The organism is Nitrobacter sp., assembly GCF_051535235.1.
In the GTDB taxonomy this organism is placed as follows: Bacteria; Pseudomonadota; Alphaproteobacteria; order Rhizobiales; family Xanthobacteraceae; genus Nitrobacter.
Window position 1 is genome coordinate 14,265 of the sequence record NZ_JBPPLZ010000014.1, and the last position, 17,792, is coordinate 32,056.

The 17,792-nt window shown below is 62.5% G+C and carries 17 protein-coding genes and 2 tRNA genes; 11 read left to right on the forward strand and 8 right to left on the reverse strand.

Annotation, left to right across the window (positions count from 1 at the left end):
* The first annotated feature begins 106 nt into the window (after positions 1-106).
* Both ACS3WA_RS14415 and ACS3WA_RS14420 read left to right on the forward strand, forming a co-directional pair.
* Complete coding sequence (locus ACS3WA_RS14415; protein WP_438279201.1) at positions 107-1,237, forward strand: acyl-CoA dehydrogenase family protein; 1,131 nt, start codon at positions 107-109, stop codon at positions 1,235-1,237.
* Between the two features lie 306 nt (positions 1,238-1,543).
* A complete protein-coding gene (locus tag ACS3WA_RS14420; RefSeq protein ID WP_438279202.1) occupies positions 1,544-1,978 on the forward strand; it encodes a hypothetical protein in 435 nt (144 codons plus the stop codon).
* Between the two features lie 71 nt (positions 1,979-2,049).
* Here the strand turns inward: ACS3WA_RS14420 and proB are convergent, their stop codons facing one another.
* From proB to rplU, 6 genes are all read right to left on the reverse strand, one after another.
* The gene (proB, locus tag ACS3WA_RS14425; protein WP_438279203.1) at positions 2,050-3,204 is read right to left on the reverse strand and encodes a glutamate 5-kinase; all 1,155 of its coding nucleotides are present in this window, start codon (positions 3,202-3,204) and stop codon (positions 2,050-2,052) included.
* Between the two features lie 244 nt (positions 3,205-3,448).
* A complete protein-coding gene (gene obgE / locus ACS3WA_RS14430; RefSeq protein ID WP_438279204.1) occupies positions 3,449-4,525 on the reverse strand; it encodes a GTPase ObgE in 1,077 nt (358 codons plus the stop codon).
* 109 nt (positions 4,526-4,634) lie between these two features.
* Positions 4,635-6,335: a sulfatase-like hydrolase/transferase gene (locus ACS3WA_RS14435; RefSeq protein WP_438279205.1), complete on the reverse strand. Its 1,701-nt coding sequence runs from the start codon at positions 6,333-6,335 to the stop codon at positions 4,635-4,637.
* Between the two features lie 271 nt (positions 6,336-6,606).
* Positions 6,607-7,209 carry a GNAT family N-acetyltransferase gene (locus ACS3WA_RS14440; protein ID WP_438279206.1) on the reverse strand — a complete coding sequence of 201 codons (603 nt, stop codon included), beginning with the start codon at positions 7,207-7,209 and terminating at the stop codon, positions 6,607-6,609.
* Between the two features lie 137 nt (positions 7,210-7,346).
* Complete coding sequence (gene rpmA / locus ACS3WA_RS14445; RefSeq protein WP_292618957.1) at positions 7,347-7,619, reverse strand: 50S ribosomal protein L27; 273 nt, start codon at positions 7,617-7,619, stop codon at positions 7,347-7,349.
* A gap of 85 nt (positions 7,620-7,704) precedes the next feature.
* Positions 7,705-8,232, reverse strand: coding sequence for a 50S ribosomal protein L21 (gene rplU / locus ACS3WA_RS14450; RefSeq protein WP_438279207.1), 528 nt, complete (start codon positions 8,230-8,232; stop codon positions 7,705-7,707).
* Positions 8,233-8,599: 367 nt separating this feature from the next.
* On the opposite strand from rplU, the gene ACS3WA_RS14455 reads away from it, so the two are divergent.
* The 4 genes from ACS3WA_RS14455 (at position 8,600) to ACS3WA_RS14470 (ending at position 12,216) form a co-directional block, all read left to right on the forward strand.
* Positions 8,600-9,721, forward strand: a complete 1,122-nt coding sequence (locus ACS3WA_RS14455) for an ROK family protein (protein WP_438279208.1) — start codon at positions 8,600-8,602, stop codon at positions 9,719-9,721.
* Positions 9,722-10,148: 427 nt separating this feature from the next.
* Positions 10,149-10,238: transfer RNA gene (locus ACS3WA_RS14460), tRNA-Ser, on the forward strand.
* Positions 10,239-10,343: 105 nt separating this feature from the next.
* Positions 10,344-10,742, forward strand: coding sequence for a hypothetical protein (locus tag ACS3WA_RS14465; protein ID WP_438279209.1), 399 nt, complete (start codon positions 10,344-10,346; stop codon positions 10,740-10,742).
* A gap of 1,165 nt (positions 10,743-11,907) precedes the next feature.
* Positions 11,908-12,216: a hypothetical protein gene (locus ACS3WA_RS14470; RefSeq protein ID WP_438279210.1), complete on the forward strand. Its 309-nt coding sequence runs from the start codon at positions 11,908-11,910 to the stop codon at positions 12,214-12,216.
* A gap of 273 nt (positions 12,217-12,489) precedes the next feature.
* Here the strand turns inward: ACS3WA_RS14470 and ACS3WA_RS14475 are convergent.
* Positions 12,490-12,566: transfer RNA gene (locus tag ACS3WA_RS14475), tRNA-Arg, on the reverse strand.
* 222 nt (positions 12,567-12,788) lie between these two features.
* Here ACS3WA_RS14475 and ACS3WA_RS14480 point away from each other — a divergent pair.
* The 4 genes from ACS3WA_RS14480 (at position 12,789) to ACS3WA_RS14495 (ending at position 16,335) form a co-directional block, all read left to right on the forward strand.
* Positions 12,789-13,370, forward strand: a complete 582-nt coding sequence (locus tag ACS3WA_RS14480; RefSeq protein ID WP_438279211.1) for a YidB family protein — start codon at positions 12,789-12,791, stop codon at positions 13,368-13,370.
* A gap of 91 nt (positions 13,371-13,461) precedes the next feature.
* Complete coding sequence (locus tag ACS3WA_RS14485) at positions 13,462-13,740, forward strand: GlsB/YeaQ/YmgE family stress response membrane protein (RefSeq protein WP_438275795.1); 279 nt, start codon at positions 13,462-13,464, stop codon at positions 13,738-13,740.
* Between the two features lie 85 nt (positions 13,741-13,825).
* A complete protein-coding gene (locus ACS3WA_RS14490) occupies positions 13,826-14,611 on the forward strand; it encodes a thermonuclease family protein (RefSeq protein ID WP_438279233.1) in 786 nt (261 codons plus the stop codon).
* A gap of 230 nt (positions 14,612-14,841) precedes the next feature.
* Positions 14,842-16,335, forward strand: a complete 1,494-nt coding sequence (locus tag ACS3WA_RS14495; RefSeq protein WP_438279212.1) for a M48 family metalloprotease — start codon at positions 14,842-14,844, stop codon at positions 16,333-16,335.
* A 317-nt stretch (positions 16,336-16,652) separates the two neighbouring features.
* Here the strand turns inward: ACS3WA_RS14495 and ACS3WA_RS14500 are convergent, their stop codons facing one another.
* Complete coding sequence (locus tag ACS3WA_RS14500) at positions 16,653-17,321, reverse strand: CarD family transcriptional regulator (RefSeq protein WP_438279213.1); 669 nt, start codon at positions 17,319-17,321, stop codon at positions 16,653-16,655.
* On the opposite strand from ACS3WA_RS14500, the gene ACS3WA_RS14505 reads away from it, so the two are divergent.
* Positions 17,311-17,712, forward strand: a complete 402-nt coding sequence (locus tag ACS3WA_RS14505; RefSeq protein ID WP_438279214.1) for a hypothetical protein — start codon at positions 17,311-17,313, stop codon at positions 17,710-17,712. The two genes, ACS3WA_RS14500 and ACS3WA_RS14505, sit on opposite strands and share 11 nt — an antisense overlap.
* Positions 17,713-17,792: the final 80 nt, after the last annotated feature.

Consider the following 17,792-nt stretch of genomic DNA (forward strand, 5'->3'; position numbering starts at 1 on the left):
GGACAAATCTTATCCCCCGGTCTCGTGTCAGGCAACTTCACATATTGAAGTTGAAATTCGACGGTACCGGCGCACGATCCCTCCACATCAAGAACAGGAGCCGGTCATGACAGGGTATCTCGACCTTCAGGCGCTCGTGCAGATCATCGGGCCGCGTTTTGCAGAAGGTGCCGCGGAGCGCGATGCGGGGGATGTTTTCGTTGCGGAACACTACGATGTGCTGACACAGCACAAGGTGTTCTCCGCACTTGTGCCGAGAGAGTTCGGCGGCGGTGGCGTTGCGTACAGCGCCATGTGCCGTTTCCTGCGCGAGCTTGCACATTACTGTCCCTCGACGGCGCTTGCGCTGTCGATGCACCAGCATCTCGTCGCGGCGGCGGTCTACAATCACCGCCAGGGCCGGCCGGGGCGGAAGCTTTTGGAACGGATCGCAGCGTCCGAACTGGTGCTGATCTCCACCGGCGCTGGCGACTGGATGGAATCGAACGGTCTGGCGCAGCGCGCCGATGGCGGCTTCCGGGTCAACGCGCGAAAGCCGTTCGGCAGCGGCTCGCCCAAAGGCGGCCTGCTGATGACATCGACGCCGTTCGAAGATCCGGTCGAAGGCTGGCAGGTGCTGCATTTCGCGGTTCCGTTCGATGCGCCGGGCCTGTCGCTTGGCAGCGACTGGCAGACGCTCGGCATGCGCGCGACGGGATCGCAGACCATCATTCTGGATAACGTGTTCGTGCCGGATGACGCGGTCGCGCTGCGACGGCCGCGCGGCCACTTCCATCCCGCTTGGAACGTGATCCTCACGGTTGCGATGCCCCTGATCATGTCGGTCTATGCCGGTATCGCCGAGGCGGCGGCAGCGATCGGCATCGGGCTTGCCAGAAAGCGCATGAACGATCCCACAGTGCCTTATCTTCTCGGCGAACTCGCCAATGAACTGACCAAAGTTCAACTCGCGATCGACGATATGGTCCGCCTGACCAACGACTTCGACGTCACCATGGGCCTGGAGGTGACCAGTCCCATGCTGGTGCGCAAGACCATCGTCGCAGACGGTGTGCTGGCAACCGTCGAGAAGGCGCTGGAAGTGGCCGGCGGCGCCGGCTTCTATCGCAAGGCCGGGCTTGAACGCCTGCTGCGCGACGCGCATGGCGCGCAATTCCACCCGCTCCCCGCGAAACGGCAGCAGCGGTTCACCGGCCGCATCGCACTCGGTCTCGATCCGATCGCGGATGCAGCGTAAGCCGCGGCCAGACGTCTTTCGGCTGTTATGAATCAGGCTCGGCGCGACGTGGTCCGGCCATCGGTCCTTCCAAATGGAGACAGGCCGCGCAAGTCGCGCGCGCGAGCCGGTTCACGGCATCACGCGCCATCGCATCCGTCCAATTCTTCGTGAAAGCGAAACCCGCCGGGTTCGACGCCGTTTTATAATTTGTACGGCTGGCTAGCTCAATGCAGGTCGCGCCAGTCCCTCTTGACGCGGCGTGGCGTCCCGCCACCTCAACCCGCCAAGCCCGCATTGCGCGCCATCTCAAGAAAGGCATTCTCCATGACTAGAGAACATGTCGCTCATGATCACCCGGCGAACGAGACGTACACCCAGCTTCACTCCACGATTCCAAAGATCGCCGCAGGCTTCGTCACCTGGTTCGTCCTGATGGCATGGCTGTTTTTTGACAGGCAGAGCCTTGTCGCACTTCCGCTGGCCTTCATCACCGTTCTGTTTCTGGTGGCCGGCCTGTGTTTCAGCGCGTCGTTCCTGGTGTGGTACAGACATCAGCCGGACTACGACAGACATCCGAACGAGGTCCCGTTCCGGGATTGGATCAGGGGCAAATTCGCGGTCTGGGGCAGTCAGCAGAGCGCCGGACAGGCGGCCACCGAGATATTGTTGCCGATGGCGGCTGCCGCTTTCGGAATCACGGCGATGGGAACGATCTACCTGATCTCCAGCAGCATGATCGGCCCCGGCATCGTTAGCTGATGCGCTTTTTACCTGGGCGAAAGGTTCAGGACTCGTCATGGCCCGGCACAAAGCCGGGCCTGACGCTGCAATCAGACTTTTTCAACGCCACCGGCGTCGCCGCGCGGGCCGCCGACCACGAGATCGTCGCGGTGAATCATTTCGGCCCGGCCGCTGATGCCGAGGATCTGCGCCGCGTCGGAGGACGAGCGTCCCCTGATCTTCTCGGCGTCGTCGGCATCATAAGCGACAAGCCCGCGGCCGATCTCATGCGTATTCGGGCCGCGCACGATGACGGCGTCCCCTCGCGCGAATTGCCCGTCGACACGGATCACGCCGGCGGGCAGCAGGCTCTTGCCGGCGCGCAGCGCCGCGACCGCGCCGGCATCGATGGTCAGCGTCCCTTTCGGCTCCAGCGAGCCGGCGATCCAGCGTTTGCGCGCCGTGACCGGATTCGCCGGCGTCAGAAACCAGGTGCAGCGGCCGCCGTCCATGACGGCCTGAAGCGGATGATCGATCTTGCCCGAGGCGATCAGCATGTGGGTGCCCGAGGTGGTCGCGATCTTCGCCGCCTCGATCTTGGTCCGCATGCCGCCGCGCGACAATTCGGAAGCCGCACTGCCCGCCATCGCCTCGATGTCGGCGGTGACGCGCTTGACGACCGGAATCAGTTTCGCATCCGGGTCGAGATGGGGCGGCGCATCGTAAAGCCCGTCGATGTCCGACAGCAGGATCAGCAGGTCGGCGCTCGCCATGGTGGCGACACGCGCGGCGAGACGGTCGTTGTCACCGTAGCGGATTTCGTTGGTGGCGACCGTGTCGTTCTCGTTGATGACAGGCACGGCGCGCCATTCGAGCAGTTTCGCGATGGTGGAGCGCGCATTGAGATAGCGGCGGCGCTCTTCCGTGTCCTGCAGGGTCACCAGAACCTGACCGGCGCCGATGCCGTGATCGCCCAGCACCTTCGACCATATCCGCGCCAGCGCGATCTGCCCGACCGCGGCGGCGGCCTGACTCTCCTCCAGCTTCAACGCGCCGCGCGGCAGCTTGAGCCGGCTGCGGCCCAGCGCGATCGAGCCTGACGAGACGATCAGCACGTCGCGGCCCTCGCCATGAAGACCGGCGATATCAGCGGCCAGCGCCGTCAGCCACGCCGCGCGGACCTCGCCGGCCTCCGAATCGATCAAAAGCGACGAGCCGACCTTGACGACGATGCGACGAAATCTCTTGAGATGCAGGCTGGACATGGCGGTCGGCGATCAATCGGGCGAAGGCGCCGCTTTCATCACATGAAAGCGACGCCTTGGAAAGCGGAATGCCGGTCCGGATAGTTTCCTTAGAACCCGCCAGTTCGTGACTTTGCTGGAATGGCAGACAACACCGGGCCGCGGCATGGCTTGACCCGAGGATGGGAACCGGTTCGCGTGAAGAAAACGCGTCGAATCAAGATCATGGAGCCCCGCCTCTGATTCCATCAGAAGCGGAAAGGCTCTATGGCGACCACGGCTTGGCCTGCGCCACCGGCGTTGCGCCAGCCGACGCAGCCGAACCCTCGGCGCCCTTCGCCTTGTCGGACACCGGCGCCTCGCCGATCACGGCGACAAGCGCCCGCAACGCCTCGCCCACGCCCTCGCCGGTGATGCCCGACAGCAGCAGCGGCGTTTTCTTCGCGGCGCGCTTGAGACGATCACGCTGCTTCTTCAGGTCCTCGGCCGAAACCGCATCGATCTTGTTGAGCGCGACGATCTCGGCCTTCTCCGCGAGCGTTCCGGCGTAGGCTTCCAGTTCGCCGCGCACGGTCTTGTAGGCGCGGCCTGCATGCTCGCAGGTGGCATCGACCAGATGCAGCAGCACGCGGCAGCGTTCGACATGACCCAGAAACCGGTCGCCGAGACCGGCGCCTTCGTGCGCGCCCTCGATCAGCCCCGGAATGTCGGCCAGCACGAATTCACGGTCGTCGACATTCACGACGCCGAGTTGCGGGTGCAGCGTGGTGAACGGATAGTCCGCGATCTTCGGCTTCGCCGCGCTGACGTTGGACAGGAACGTCGACTTGCCGGCATTGGGCAGGCCGACCAGACCGGCATCGGCGATCAGCTTCAGCCGCAACCAGATCCAGCGCTCCTCGCCGGGCTGGCCGGGATTGGCATTACGCGGCGCGCGATTGGTGGACGACTTGAAGTGCGCGTTGCCGAACCCGCCATTGCCGCCTTCGGCCAGCACGAAACGTTCGCCGACCCTGGTGAAGTCGTGGATCAGGGTTTCGCGGTCCTCGTCGATGATCTGGGTGCCGAGCGGCACCTTGAGCACGATGTCCTTGCCGTTGGCGCCGTGGCGGTCCGAGCCCATGCCGTTGGCGCCTTTCGGCGCCTTGAAGTGCTGCTGATAGCGATAGTCGATCAGCGTGTTGAGACCGTCGGCGACTTCGACGATGACGTCGCCGCCGCGCCCGCCATTGCCGCCGGAGGGACCACCGAACTCGATGAACTTCTCGCGGCGGAACGCCACGCAGCCGTTACCGCCGTCGCCGGATCGGATATAGACCTTGGCTTCATCGAGAAATTTCATGGTGGATAGGTAGGGTACGCGCGGTCGCGAGGCAACCGTCAAGCTCCAGGGGTGCGATTTCGACATTCGTATCCCGTTTCACTGGCGATCCAGCGAAACGCGGCCGTTTTCAGGACTTCGAGAGACTGACTTGCGGCCTAATGCCGATAGTCCGCGCGCCTGCCACATCAATCGCACCGCGTTCGACCAGCGTGCGGTGGAAACGGCGCTTGCGTTCCGACAAGCACGCGAAGTAGGTCTCGCCGCATTGATCGAGCAGGCTCGCGCGCGTGGCGAAAACCTCATCCAGCGGCAGACCCGCCTGCAGCAAGGCAACGGTTCCGAGAAAAGCGATATCGAGCGCGCGGCCCCGCCCGGCGACAAGTCCGTCGGCGGCGCCGTTCAGTGCTTCGACGGCATAGAAGGTGCGGAACTGACGGCGCGGGTCAGGGGCCAGTCTGCATTTCGCCTCGATCCTTCGCGTCATGACGGGCTGATGATCGCCATAGTGAACGACCAACATCGGCCGATCGGAAAAACGCGCAGCGAGGATGGCCTCAAGCCTGCTCCAGGTCGCGGCGGTCTCCGCAAGCCGCGCGTAGTATTCCGCGTAATTCGGATCGGGGGTGCTGGCATATGCAAACGCCCGCTCGCTCTCAAAATGTCCGGGTGCGACCAGCCGCCGGCTGTGCGGGCCATGATTGAAGTTGGTCAGCGCGAAGAGAAACCGTGGCGCACCATCATCCGCAATTCGCTTCATATGCGCTGCGATAGTGGCCTCCAGAAACATCTCGTCTGAATGCGTCGCCTCGAATTGACTGGCTTCGAACGGCGCGGGGAAATCATCGGTGAACGTGCGATCGTTGATTCCGATGGCCCGATAGAACGCATCGTAATTGAGAAAATCGCGGCGGCAGCTTGACGCCAGCGCCGTCCTGTAACCCAGCGATGCGAGCCAAAGTGGCAGGCTGTGGTGGAATCGGCCGACGCCGCGCTTGAACAGATAATACGCGTTGGAGCCGAAGCTCGCGCTGGACAGGCCCGTCAGCAGGCTGAATTCGGACTGCCACGATCCGCCGCCGAATATATCGACGTTGAGACTTCCATAGCAGCCATGCGCCGGGGACAGAAAGGCCGCGACACCAGGCTCCACCGGCAGCCCGTAAGTCCGCGGATCGAAAATCGATTCATGCTGGATGACGATGATGTCGGGATAGATCAGGGCGCGCGCGGGAACCGGCGGCATCAGCGGTAACCGCTCGCTGGCGATATCGCAGAGCGCCAAACCGCCGGACTGCCGCCAGGACCTCGGATCGAGCACGGAGGCAATGAGCGCCGAAAGGAAACAGCGGCGCTGGGCTGCGATGGGCTGGAAAACAACCGCGCCACCGCCCGCCCGGTAGGCCGCGACCAGACCGGCCAGCGCCGCGATGAAGATAGCGATCCGCCATTCAAACGAAACCGGCGAGCCCGGCACATAGAGCAGCGTAGCGATACCCGCGCCGGCCAGCGCGACGCCCCCGGCGACAACCTCCGCCACCGCCAGCGGATACTGCACCACAAAGAACGGCACGGTGCCCGCGAACGCCAGCGGCAAATCCGTCACGATCAGTTTCAGCCCGCTGTGCTTGTATTTGACGACCGATGCGCCCGATACAGCGGCGGCCAGCATCGACGCCAGCAGGATGGCTCGTCCAATATCGTCAACGGCGAACAGCAGGAGCGCGGCGCTAAAACACAGTCCTGCGACGGCCAGCCCGAGATGCGCAACGCTACGCTCCGCCAACGAGACGACGGCAATTGCGAACGCGAGGATCAGGACCAGGGTCATTTGACTTCGACGCAGCGAAACAACCGCAACGTTATATCATCCGACCCGACGGGGACAGCCGTCAACTTCCGGATGATTGCAACCGGCGCGCCAGCGGAACTTCGGATGTCCTCGTTCCGGACAGGTTGCGCGCCCCTCCTCTCATAGGGAGAGGGTTAGGGTGAGGGGTTGACCTTGATGCCGTACCCCTCACCCGGCTGTTTCCGCTGCTTTTTTAGCGGCCAACCTCTCTCCGGCGGCGGGAAAGGTGAAGTTCCCTGGCGCCGCGCAGTTACCGCTCGCGGCGCGCGGCGCTGCTCCAGTTCTTCAGCGACGACCAAACGCCTCGCGACAGGCGGAAGCGATCGACCGGCGTCGACGATCCCAGCGCCCTGGAGCGATGCAGTTCGACACCGGTCCACTGGAATCCGCACTTCTCCAGCACGTTACGCGACGCCGGATTGACCACGCGCGCGCCGGAGCGCAACTGGTCGACCGCAAACGCCTCGAAGGTGTAGTCGATCACCGCGCGCGCCGCCTCGGTGGCGAAACCCCGGCCCCAGTAGTCGACGCCAACCCAGTAGCCAAGCTCGGGCGCGTCCGGCTCGCTCCAGTCGACGCCGGCCATCCCGACCGGAACGTGATTGTGCTCGATCAGAAACACGGTCTCGCTGCTGTCGCCCGCGACGGCTTCGACGAAGCGAACCGCCTCCTCCTGCGTGTAGGGGTGCGGCAGGCGGCGCGCCATTTCCGCGATCCGGCGATCGTTGGCGAGAGCGGCGATGACCCTGGCGTCGGCCAGCGTCGGTTTGCGCAGGCTCAGCCGCTCGGTCTCGAGAAAGAACGGCCGCGTCTGGCGCAGCGCGAGGGTCAAGGTCGGAATGTCCTGCAGCATGGTCGGCTCCGTGATGCGAACGCAGGTCCATATGCAAACGCAAACTAAAAAGGGAGGCCGGTTTCCCGCCTCCCCCTTGGAGCCGTTCATGCTCCGCCGGTTCAACAGGGACCGGCGGACGCAATGTCATCCACCGTCTACTCGGCCGCGGCTTCCGTCATCGGGACTACCGATACGAACGTGCGGCCGCCGGCTTTCGCACGAAATGCAACGCGGCCTTCTACCTTGGCGAAAAGGGTGTGGTCGGTGCCCATGCCAACATTAAGGCCGGGATGCCAGGTGGTGCCGCGCTGGCGGGCGATAATGTTACCGGGAATCACGTGCTCGCCGCCGAACGCCTTGATCCCAAGGCGCTTGCCGTGCGAATCGCGTCCATTCCGCGAAGAACCGCCTGCCTTTTTGTGAGCCATCGCTCGTCTCCAGTCTCGTCCGTATCTCTAGATCATTTCCGTGACAGAATCATTCACTTTTTCTCACGGATATTTTTAATCGCTCTTATTCGTCGCTTTTCGCCTTCTTGGCTGCGGTTTTCTTGGCCGCCGGCTTCTTGGCGGCCGCCTTCTTTGCCGGAGCCTTCTTCGCGGTCGTCTTGGCCGACGTCTTCGAATCGGCCTTCTTCTTCGCGGCCTTGGGCGCCTCGTCGTCGCCCTCGCCTGCGGCCGGCTCGACGACCTTTTCCTTCCTAGGGCGCGGCCCGACTGTCGGGGCCTTGCCGTCAGCCAGGATCTCGGTGATCCGCAGCACCGTGATCTCGTCGCGGTAACCGCGCTTGCGTTTCGAATGCTTGCGGCGGCGCTTCTTGAACGCGATCACCTTCGGACCGCGCTTGTGCTGCAGCACTTCCGCGGCAACCGAGGCTCCCGTCACCGTGGGCGCGCCGAGCACCGGCGTGTCGCCGCCCAGCACCAGAACCTCGCCAAGCTGCACGATCGTTCCGACCTCGCCGGCGATCTTGCCAATCTCGAGCACATCATCCGGAACGACGCGATATTGGCGGCCGCCGGTTTTGATGACTGCGAACATCGTTCTATTCCTTCGTGTTCGATCCCGGCCTCGGACAAGTCCGGGCCGGCTTTTTGTCAGTCGTTAGGTCAAGAGCATTTTCGAACGACAAACCGGATGCCGCTTTGCCCAGAAATGCCCGATAGGTTTTTCACGTAACCGGGGAAATGCCCTTGCGGTCACACAAAAACAAGCGGCGCTGGGGGTAACCCTGCGCCGGCTGCGCGACTTATAGCCGGCGAGGGCGGGGAGTCAAGGCAAGCGGTGCGAAAACGGCCAATTATCAGCGATTCGGCTCGCCTTCCCCCGTTTCCAAATCGATGGCCATGAAACAAAAAGGTTCCCTGACCGTTGGTCCCCGCCAAATCGACCAGCGAGCGGGGCAACGATGGCTGAAGACACTTTGACGACGGCGGGTATCGGCAAGCACGGCGTTCTGCGGCTGCCATCGGTGGATGTCGACAGCTACAACATCGAATTGAAGGACGACGAGGGCTTCCTCGGCGATCGCGCCTGCAAGGGCGCCTTCCGCAAGATTCTCGACGGCCTGCGCAAGCCGCTGAAGAAAAACGGTGACGACCCGCTCGGCAAGACTCCCTCCGAGGAGATCGGCAAGGGCTCGCTGGACGAGGCGCTGGTCGGCGACGACATCGAGGCGGCCGCACTGGTGCACGGCGCCATCGAGGAGTTCGCGCAGGAACTCGCCTATGTGACGGGACGCTTCCTCAAGACCAAGGCATGGGCCGATACCGAATGCATCGTGGTCGGCGGCGGGTTTCGCAAGAGCCGGGTCGGCGAGATCGCGATCGCCCGCGCCGACCTGTTGCTGAAAAGCGAGGGCCACAAGATCCGCCTGATCCCGATCCGCTTCGATCCCGACGAGGCCGGGCTGATCGGTTGCCTGCATCTGGCGCCGTCGTGGATCTTCGAGGCGTTCGACAGCATCCTGGCGGTCGACATCGGCGGCACCAACATCCGCTGCGGCGTGGTCGAGACCCGCTGGAAAAAGGCCGCGGACCTCTCAAAGGCCGGGGTGTGGAAATCCGAATTGTGGCGCCACGCCGACGACGAGCCTACCCGCGAGGGTGCGGTGAAGAAGCTCGTGAAAATGCTGAAGGACCTCATTTCGCAGGCGGGCAAGGAGGGACTGAAGCTCGCGCCGTTCATCGGCATTTCATGCCCGGGCGTGATCGACGAGGACGGCTCGATCGAGAAGGGAGCGCAGAATCTTCCCGGCAACTGGGAGAGCAGCCGATTCAACCTGCCGGGATCACTGATCGAGGCCATTCCCGAGATCGGCGGCCACGACACCACCGTGCTGATGCACAATGACGGTCTGGCGCAAGGCCTGAGCGAAATGCCCTACATGCAGGACGTCACCCGCTGGGGCGTTCTGACCATCGGCACCGGCCTTGGCAACGCGCGTTTCACCAATCGCAAGAAGGACAACAAGAAAGAAAAGAAGTCCGACGACGGCAAGGACAAGAAGGACAAGAAAGCGAAGGAGTGACAAATTGCCCGCGCGTGGCCCTTTCGCTGCCTGAACATGCCGCGGCGCTCCGATATGCCGCCGTGCCGATCGCGTTCTCCCGACAAAGTAACCTTGATTGGTGAGGTTAAAATCAGGATCGCGTTGCCGGTTTAGCAAAGACCGCTACGGTCGCATGGCCGCGCAGGTGGTCCGCGAAGCCGCACTTCCGGCCACGGTTTTAATGACGCGGCACGGGACCGCCGGTTATTATCGCGTCCGGCGGTCCCACTTTTCCAGTACGCCGGGCGGGCCCCTCCACGGGCAACCGCCCCGACCATTCCGATCATGTTTGGGTTTTGCATTTGAACGGGCGGCGATGTATCAAGACGCGCCCTTTTCTTGCGAACCGGTTTCCACTTCGCCTGAAAACGCGCTAAAGGCGGTCCACCGCCAGCATGGCACCTTAGGAGAGGTGGCAGAGTGGTCGAATGCACCGCACTCGAAATGCGGCATAGGTGCAAGCCTATCGGGGGTTCGAATCCCTCCCTCTCCGCCATTTTCTTTGTCCCACGTCAGCTCGCTTCGCTGACGGCTCTGACGGGGCGGCCGATCAGCCTGGCTCGTGCGAAGACACGACTGTATTTCTCATAGAGGCAAGCTGATGACTGGACCGAGCGAGGGGACCGGCGCAAGCGGAAGCCGGGCCTACCGCGCGGGAGCTGCTGTCGCACTCGTGACGTCGTTCCTGACGGTGTGGACCACGATTGTACGCGACGATGGCAATGGCATCGGCTTTTTCCTGCTGATCATGGCGGCGTTGGTAGGTGGGTTCTCCGCTTGGTTTCGGCCCGCAGGCATGGCCCGGACCATGCTCGGCGTCGCGATCATGCAGGCATTATTGGGTGTAGCCATTGCGACCGCTCCGTCGAGCGCGAGCACGCCGGATGGCTCGTTCAGGGCTTTGTTGTTCAGCGGTTTATTCACAGCGCTGTGGCTGATTTCTGCGACTTTCTTCCGTATTGCTGCGAAAGGGCATCACAAGACGGGCGCGGCGCATTAGGCATCGGCGGCTGCGCTGTGCGAGCGCAACGCCACGTCGTTTGCATGCTCGACTGGCGGCAGTCACGCAGCAATCGAAAGGCGCGGCATTATCAGTCCCGAAGCTGTGACTGGCATGAACCGCGATAGCGGCGTACCTATCGAGCCGGGGGCGATCCTTAATCTCAGGAGACCCTAAATCATGCCACATGATTTCTGGCTCGTTATCGGAGGCTTCCTTGCGGTTTTTCTGGTGCTGATCTTCAGCATGGCTTATGGCACCTACCAGACCAGCAGACGTGATTGATCCAACGAAAATAGAATTGCTGTTATGAACGGGCCGGCGCGGGAGCCGTATTCCGCGTCATCGCCCCACGATAATCACGCGAGCAAACTGAATAACGTTTTCGGTCGAGACCTGCCGGCCGTGATCGCTGCAAGGCAGCTATCGCGTCATGTCTCGCATCCCTGATCGACCTGGCAATTGGCCGCCTGAAAGAAATGGCGTCCCTGTCCCCATGGACATCAACCACTTAGGCGGCGGTTGGACTGAAAACAGTTCCACGTAATCGTTAGAGTTTCTAACGCCACCGTCTCACTAGCGGCGCTCGAATGAGCCGCCGTGAAGGGTAGAATCCGACATGACGGATCCCGTAAACGGTGGCCTTCCCGAGGCCGCGACGATGCCCGTTTCCGGCGACATATCGCCGTGCGAGCGCATCGCGCGCTTTTTCGAGAGCGACGACGAAACTGATCTGTCGGGCTTCGCCACTATGCGACGCCTGCCAGCGCCGCCCCGGAGGGGTGCAAGGCGATGGTGGGGCGGCCGTGGATACGCCGACCGCGTCCCCGCGCTCTTGGGGCTTCGATGTCGAAGAATCAACCGTAGCTACGCGCTGGTGATTTTTGGCGGTCAAGCGATGGTTGTGCATGAGCAGCCGCATGGGCCAGTCAATGACCGGTACGGACGATGCCATTTGAGTTCTTGAACTCGTGGTTCGCGAACAAAGTTACCAAGGGGCGGACGGCAAGATTCGCATTGTGACATGGGCAAAGCCGGTGTTACGCCGCACGAGATCATGGCGGTGACAGGTCACCAAACCATGAAGGAAGTGGGCGCTATACAAAAGCAGCGAGTCGGAAGAAAACGACCGACGCCGCGATATGGAAATTGCGGGGACGAGTGAATGGGAACAGAGCGCATTGGCAGTCCAACCCTTGAGGCCTTCATTGATAAGAGCATCGAGCTTTCGAAGGCGCGGGGCTACAATCCAGTGATATTCACCAGAATGCGTCGCCAGCGCGGGACTATCGAGGCAATCGAACGATTGGTCCTAAGTGGCGACATTCAAAGCGGGTTCAAACGGCTGCAACAATTGAACCTGCTAGAGTGGACGATCGAGGCCGCAGTTACCAAGTTTCCTGGCGAGTTTGGCCCTCACGCGCAAAAGTGCGCGGAATGGCGGCTTGCGCAAGTCACCAAGCCCTCCGAGTAGACCTTCGCAAAGAGGAACGCTCCAATGGTACGGAATTTTGATTGCCCTGAAACGGGCGAGTCGTGCGCTGACGGACGGTGCACGAAAGAACTATGCTGCGAACGTGAGAGTTTGCGAACGGCGATGATCAGGGAAGCAACCACAAAGCGAGAGCGCATCTCAACCGCCAAAATATGGGAGATTATCCGTCCGATTATCAGGCGATAAACTGTCTCACCGGAAACAGAAGTGGGATAGAAATTCTGCCCCAAATACAACGGCAAATTTCGTGGATGGCGTCCCGGAAGGGAGTCGAACCCCTGACCCCAGGTTTAGGAAACCTGTGCTCTATCCAGCTGAGCTACCGGGACTGAACGCCACGCAACTCCGGTACTTATCCGGTACTCAGGCGCATCGGGCAAGCCCCAAGCACGCGCGCCGCCCCTTGCTTAGGCCTCCATTCATGCCGCAGTCATTTTTGTTCCGATAGCAAGAGGAAGCGGCGGCGCGGCACGCTCGCCGGATGTGCCTTGTGACCGTCATGTGGCGACATTATCTTCGGCCACGGGGCTGGAGCGTAACAGGAGACGATCATGGGTTTGCTCGACGTCCTCAACGGAATGCAGAACGGCCCGCGCGGTCCAAGCGAGCCCAGCGCGCCAAGCGAAAGCGGCGGCGGCATGTCGCCGATGACATTGGCGATCCTCGCCTTGCTGGGCTACAAGGCACTGAAACATTTCACCGGAAGCCATTCTGAAGCCAGCCCGTCCGCGCCGCCGGCTCCTGCGCCGAGAAGCACGGTCAATGCCGGCCTGCCCGGCAGCGGGGGCGGACTCGGCGATCTGCTCAAGGGCGGGCTTGGCGGCCTGCTGGCGGGCGGGGCGGCCGGAAGCATTCTGAGCGGCGGTCTCGGCGATCTGCTGAACCAGCTTCAGCAGAAAGGCCATGGCGATACCGCAAATTCGTGGGTCAGTCCGGGGCCCAACAAGCAGATCGCGCCACGCGACCTTGCCGACGCGTTGGGCGCCGACCAGATCAACGCCCTGACGGCGCAGACCGGCCTATCGCGCGAGGAACTGCTCACCGGACTCAGTCAACACCTGCCTCAGGTCGTCAACCATCTGACACCGGAAGGGCGCCTGCCGACCGAGAACGAACTGTCACGGATGCTTTGATGGAATTGCCGACCGTTGCGGAATCGGCCGGCTGACGGCCGACTTGCGCAACGCTTCAACGTCACGGTTATTCTGAGGAAGGACTTTCATCATGAGCGGCATTCTCTGGATTATTCTCGTCGGTTTCGTCGCAGGGATCATTGCACGGTTTCTGTCTCCCGGTCCGAACAAGCCGAGCGGATTCATCCTCACAACGGTGCTCGGGATTGCAGGCGCATTTCTCGCGACCTTCATCGGACAGTCGATCGGCCATTACGGCCCCAATCAGGGCGCCGGGTTCATTACGGCGACCATCGGCGCGATCATCGTGCTGTTCATCTGGAACAGGCTGGTCGCGGCCCGCGTCATCGCCGACCCCGGGTCGAAGTGAGGCGAACGGCCCTCGGGCGATGTCCGAGGGCCGAAAGCCATCCGCATGGCGTCGCCTTGCACGAAGCTGCCGATAAAGCTTGACGATGACGGCGCGGTTGTTTTGCACGCGCAATAGTCTGCTCGGAGCAATGCTCTGCGGAATGTGGTTCGGCGCACCCTCAACATCGCTGGCGGCCGGATGCCAGTTCGACATCCAGGGTGAAGGCGTCGTGAGCGCCGTGATCGATGCTCGGACACTCCGTCTCGAAGACGGCCGCGAGGTCCGCCTCGCCGGCGTTGAAGTCGTTGCGGGAGAGTCGGAGGATCGCAAGGCCGCGCTCACGGCGCTGATAGGCCGGCATGTGATCCTGCGCGGCGAACGTGACGATCCGGATCGCTACGGCCGGCAATCCGTTTTTTTATATTATCTCGAACCGTCCGCCGGTTCGGTGCAGCTCGATCTGCTGGCGCAGGGCGAAGCGATCGCATCCGCCGACGTCGCCGACAAATCCTGCGCAGCGGAACTTGCGGCCGCCGAGGCTGCGGCGCGGCAGGCCCGGCGTGGAACCTGGGCGAATTCCTTTGTGGTCAAGACCGTTGAAGACCCCGCCGATATTTTGACCCGCGCTGGTCGATTCGCCGTCGTCGAGGGGAGAGTCGTGTCTGTCAGACAGGCCGGCGGAACAGTCTATGTCAACTTCGGCCGACGCTGGACACGAGACTTTGCTGCGACTATTTCAAGGCGCGTGGTACCATATTTGGAGGCGGCGGGCATCACTCCGTCCTCTCTGGCAAATCGCCGCGTTCGTGTCCGCGGCTGGGTCGAACGGCGCGGCGGACCGCGGATCAATGTGCTCCGGGTCGGGCAGATCGAAGTGATCGGCGACTAGAGCGGGATGGATAAGGGAAATGTGGTGCGACCTTCCCCGCCTGCATCCCGCGCTGGAATATTGGAATCGATCTGGCGGTCGGAAACTCGCCTCGAGCGGACTTCTGAGCCTTGGCCGCGCGGAAATGGTAAGATACTGGCGGTTCCGAATTCCGGCATTCGCAAACAAGCCTGCTGGGAAGGTTGCGAGTGTTGGAATAGAGTCACCGATCGGGCGGAGATGTTGCGACGATGGCGGGGAGCGCGGAACAGCGCGGGACTGGAATAGGCCGCCGCCTTTTGGTTGCGCCTGTCGTGCTGGTGGGCGCGATGCTCGTCCTGGCCGGCTGTGGGGACGTGAACCGGTTCCAGACCGCCGCCCCTCATTCCGTCAAGCCTGCAAAACCGGCGCGGGCGGCGGTTCAAACCCCGGCAGCCGAACACGAGCATGAGCGCATCCTCGCCTCTTACGGCGGTGCCTATGACGATCCTCGACTCGAAGCGCTGATCAACAAGACGGTCGAGCGGCTCGTCGCAGCCTCCGAGCGGCCCGATCTCACCTACAAGGTCACGATCCTCAATTCGGGCGCGGTGAACGCCTTCGCGCTGCCGACCGGCCAGCTTTACGTCACGCGCGGCCTGGTCGCGCTCGCCAACGACACCTCGGAACTGTCCTCGGTGCTGTCGCATGAAATGGCGCACGTTCTCGCCAAACATGCGGCGATCCGCGAGGACCAGGCGCGGCAGGCCGCCCTGGTCAGCCACGTCGTCACCGAGATGGGCACCGACCCCGATCTGACGGCGTTGGCGCTCGCCAAATCCAAGCTGACGCTGGCGAGCTTTTCGCGCGCCCAGGAATTCGAGGCCGACGGCATTGGCGTCGGGATTTCCGCGCGGGCACATTTCGATCCCTATGGCGCGGCGCGCTTCCTGGCGGCGATGGAGCGCAATGCGGCGCTCAAGGCCGGCAAGCCGTCGCTGGACCCGCGCTCGCAGGACTTCCTGTCGTCGCACCCCGCCACGCCGGAGCGCGTCGAGAACGCAAAGGCCAATGCGCGGCAATACAGTGCGCCCGCACAAGGCGAGCGCGACGGCGAGACCTATCTCGACGCGATCGACAACATCGTCTACGGCGAGGATCCGAGCGAGGGATTCGTTCGCGGCCGGCGCTTCCTGCACCCCAAGCTCGGCTTTACCTTCCAGGCGCCGGAAGGTTTTTCGCTCGACAATACGGCCCAGGCGGTGATCGGCGTCCGCGAGGGCGGCAGTCAGGCGATGCGCTTCGACGTCGTTCGCGTGCCCGCCGAGCAAAAGCTCACCGAGTATCTCAACTCCGGCTGGATGGAGAACGTCGACAAAGGCTCGACCGAGGAGTTGACCATCAACGGTTTTCCGGCCGCCTCGGCGGTCGCCAGCGGCGAGCAATGGCAGTTCCGGGTCTATGCCTTGCGCTTCGGCAGCGACGTCTATCGTTTTATCTTCGCGACCCGCCACAAGACCACGGAGAGCGAACGCAACGCCCGCGAGACTGTCGCATCCTTCCGCCGCCTGACGCTGGACGAGATTCAGGCCGCGCGCCCGCTGCGGATCAAGGTCATCACCGTACAACCCGGCGATACCGTGGAATCGCTGTCGCATCGCATGGCGGGTGTCGATCATCCCGCGGAGCGTTTCCGCGTGCTCAACGGTCTCGATCCGCATGCGCAGGTCAAGGTGCGCAGCCGGGTCAAGATCGTGGTGGATTGATCTGCCAGTCACGCATCAAGGACGGTCCGAACGAACCGCAACGAACGCCGCTTCGCCACTCCCGCTTGCGGTGGGCCGAAGTCGCGCGGGTAGGACTCATTGTCGGCCTGTAGCGTTTTGATACGGCACGGATACCGGGTCGCATCAAGAAGCACCGTCAGAGGCGAAAAGGCCCTATTCCTCCAGACCCTCTCCATCCGAAGGCAAGAGGGAAGGAATTCGCATCGCTTCGACGAAGAACGTTCCAGAAGAACGTTCCAAATGAAAAACCCGGCCACTCGGCCGGGTTTTCTTGTCCATTGCAGTCGAAAGGCCGGTTACGCAGCTTCGTCGGCGACCGCCGCGTCGTCACCATCGGCGTCGGCGTCAATATCGCCATCGGCCTCGGCGTCAGCCTCCGCCTTGGCGCCGCGGCGCGGGCTCTTGGCGAGCTGTCCTTCGATTTCCTTGACCGCCTCGGTTTCCGTCACGTGCTGGACGACAGCGATCTCGCGCGACAGACGATCGAGCGCGGCCTCATAGAGCTGACGTTCGCTGTAGGATTGCTCGGGTTGCGATTCCGAACGATAGAGGTCGCGGACCACCTCGGCGATCGCAACGATGTCTCCCGAATTGATCTTGGCTTCATATTCCTGCGCGCGGCGCGACCACATGGTGCGCTTGATGCGCGCGCGCCCCTTCAGCGTTTCAAGCGCCCGCTTGACCAGACCCGGCTCCGACAGCTTGCGCATGCCGACATTCGCGATCTTCGCGGTCGGAACCCGCAGCGTCATCTTGTCCTTCATGAAGTTGATGACGAACAGTTCGAGCTTCGCGCCCGCAATCTCCTGCTCTTCGATCGCCAGAATCTGGCCGACGCCGTGCGCCGGATAGACCACGAACTCGTTGGTCTTGAACCCCTGGCGCTGGGTCAAAACCTTCTTCGGCTCTTCGACCCGGAGCGCGGCGGCCTTGGCGGGAGATTTCGCGACCGGCTTGCCGGCCATCGCGGTTTTCGCCGCGGACTTTGCAACCGGCTTCGCGGTCCTGGAAGAAACCTTGGAAACTGATGCGGCCTTCGATGCGGCAGCCTTCAAGGCAGCCGTCTTCACCCCGGCGGTTTTCGAAGCAGCGGTCTTGGCGGCCACTTTGGCAGTCTTGCTTGGCATTTCGCCTCTTTTATTTCTCGAGGATTTTCCGGCCGTGCCCTTGGCAGCCGTTCGGGCGTTCGTGCCAGCGGTCCGGGCACGAACCCGTGCTGCACCGCGGCGAGCCGCAGATGCCCTAGAAGTATTTTTTTTACGCGTTTTCTGTGACACAACCTGCGCGTGGACATGCCACGCCCTGTTCGATGTTTTCACGGGAGCCCATCAGGGCTACAAGCAGGTAAAAACGTAATCCAGCTCCGAAAACACGATCAATATAGCACATTTTCCGCAAAAATCAATGATTTATACCCGAGGAACCTTATTCGGGAC

Coding starts and splice junctions, on each gene's coding strand:
- ACS3WA_RS14480 (WP_438279211.1), top strand. CDS start 12,789: ATGGGTTTGCTCGACGTCCTCAACGGAATGCAGAACGGCCCGCGCGGT.
- ACS3WA_RS14490 (WP_438279233.1), top strand. CDS start 13,826: ATGACGGCGCGGTTGTTTTGCACGCGCAATAGTCTGCTCGGAGCAATG.
- ACS3WA_RS14435 (WP_438279205.1), bottom strand. CDS start 6,335: ATGACCCTGGTCCTGATCCTCGCGTTCGCAATTGCCGTCGTCTCGTTG.
- ACS3WA_RS14415 (WP_438279201.1), top strand. CDS start 107: ATGACAGGGTATCTCGACCTTCAGGCGCTCGTGCAGATCATCGGGCCG.
- ACS3WA_RS14470 (WP_438279210.1), top strand. CDS start 11,908: ATGGGAACAGAGCGCATTGGCAGTCCAACCCTTGAGGCCTTCATTGAT.
- ACS3WA_RS14455 (WP_438279208.1), top strand. CDS start 8,600: ATGGCTGAAGACACTTTGACGACGGCGGGTATCGGCAAGCACGGCGTT.
- ACS3WA_RS14440 (WP_438279206.1), bottom strand. CDS start 7,209: ATGCTGCAGGACATTCCGACCTTGACCCTCGCGCTGCGCCAGACGCGG.
- rplU (WP_438279207.1), bottom strand. CDS start 8,232: ATGTTCGCAGTCATCAAAACCGGCGGCCGCCAATATCGCGTCGTTCCG.
- ACS3WA_RS14420 (WP_438279202.1), top strand. CDS start 1,544: ATGACTAGAGAACATGTCGCTCATGATCACCCGGCGAACGAGACGTAC.
- ACS3WA_RS14495 (WP_438279212.1), top strand. CDS start 14,842: ATGGCGGGGAGCGCGGAACAGCGCGGGACTGGAATAGGCCGCCGCCTT.
- rpmA (WP_292618957.1), bottom strand. CDS start 7,619: ATGGCTCACAAAAAGGCAGGCGGTTCTTCGCGGAATGGACGCGATTCG.
- ACS3WA_RS14485 (WP_438275795.1), top strand. CDS start 13,462: ATGAGCGGCATTCTCTGGATTATTCTCGTCGGTTTCGTCGCAGGGATC.
- ACS3WA_RS14500 (WP_438279213.1), bottom strand. CDS start 17,321: ATGGCCGGCAAGCCGGTCGCGAAATCTCCCGCCAAGGCCGCCGCGCTC.
- ACS3WA_RS14465 (WP_438279209.1), top strand. CDS start 10,344: ATGACTGGACCGAGCGAGGGGACCGGCGCAAGCGGAAGCCGGGCCTAC.
- proB (WP_438279203.1), bottom strand. CDS start 3,204: ATGTCCAGCCTGCATCTCAAGAGATTTCGTCGCATCGTCGTCAAGGTC.
- obgE (WP_438279204.1), bottom strand. CDS start 4,525: ATGAAATTTCTCGATGAAGCCAAGGTCTATATCCGATCCGGCGACGGC.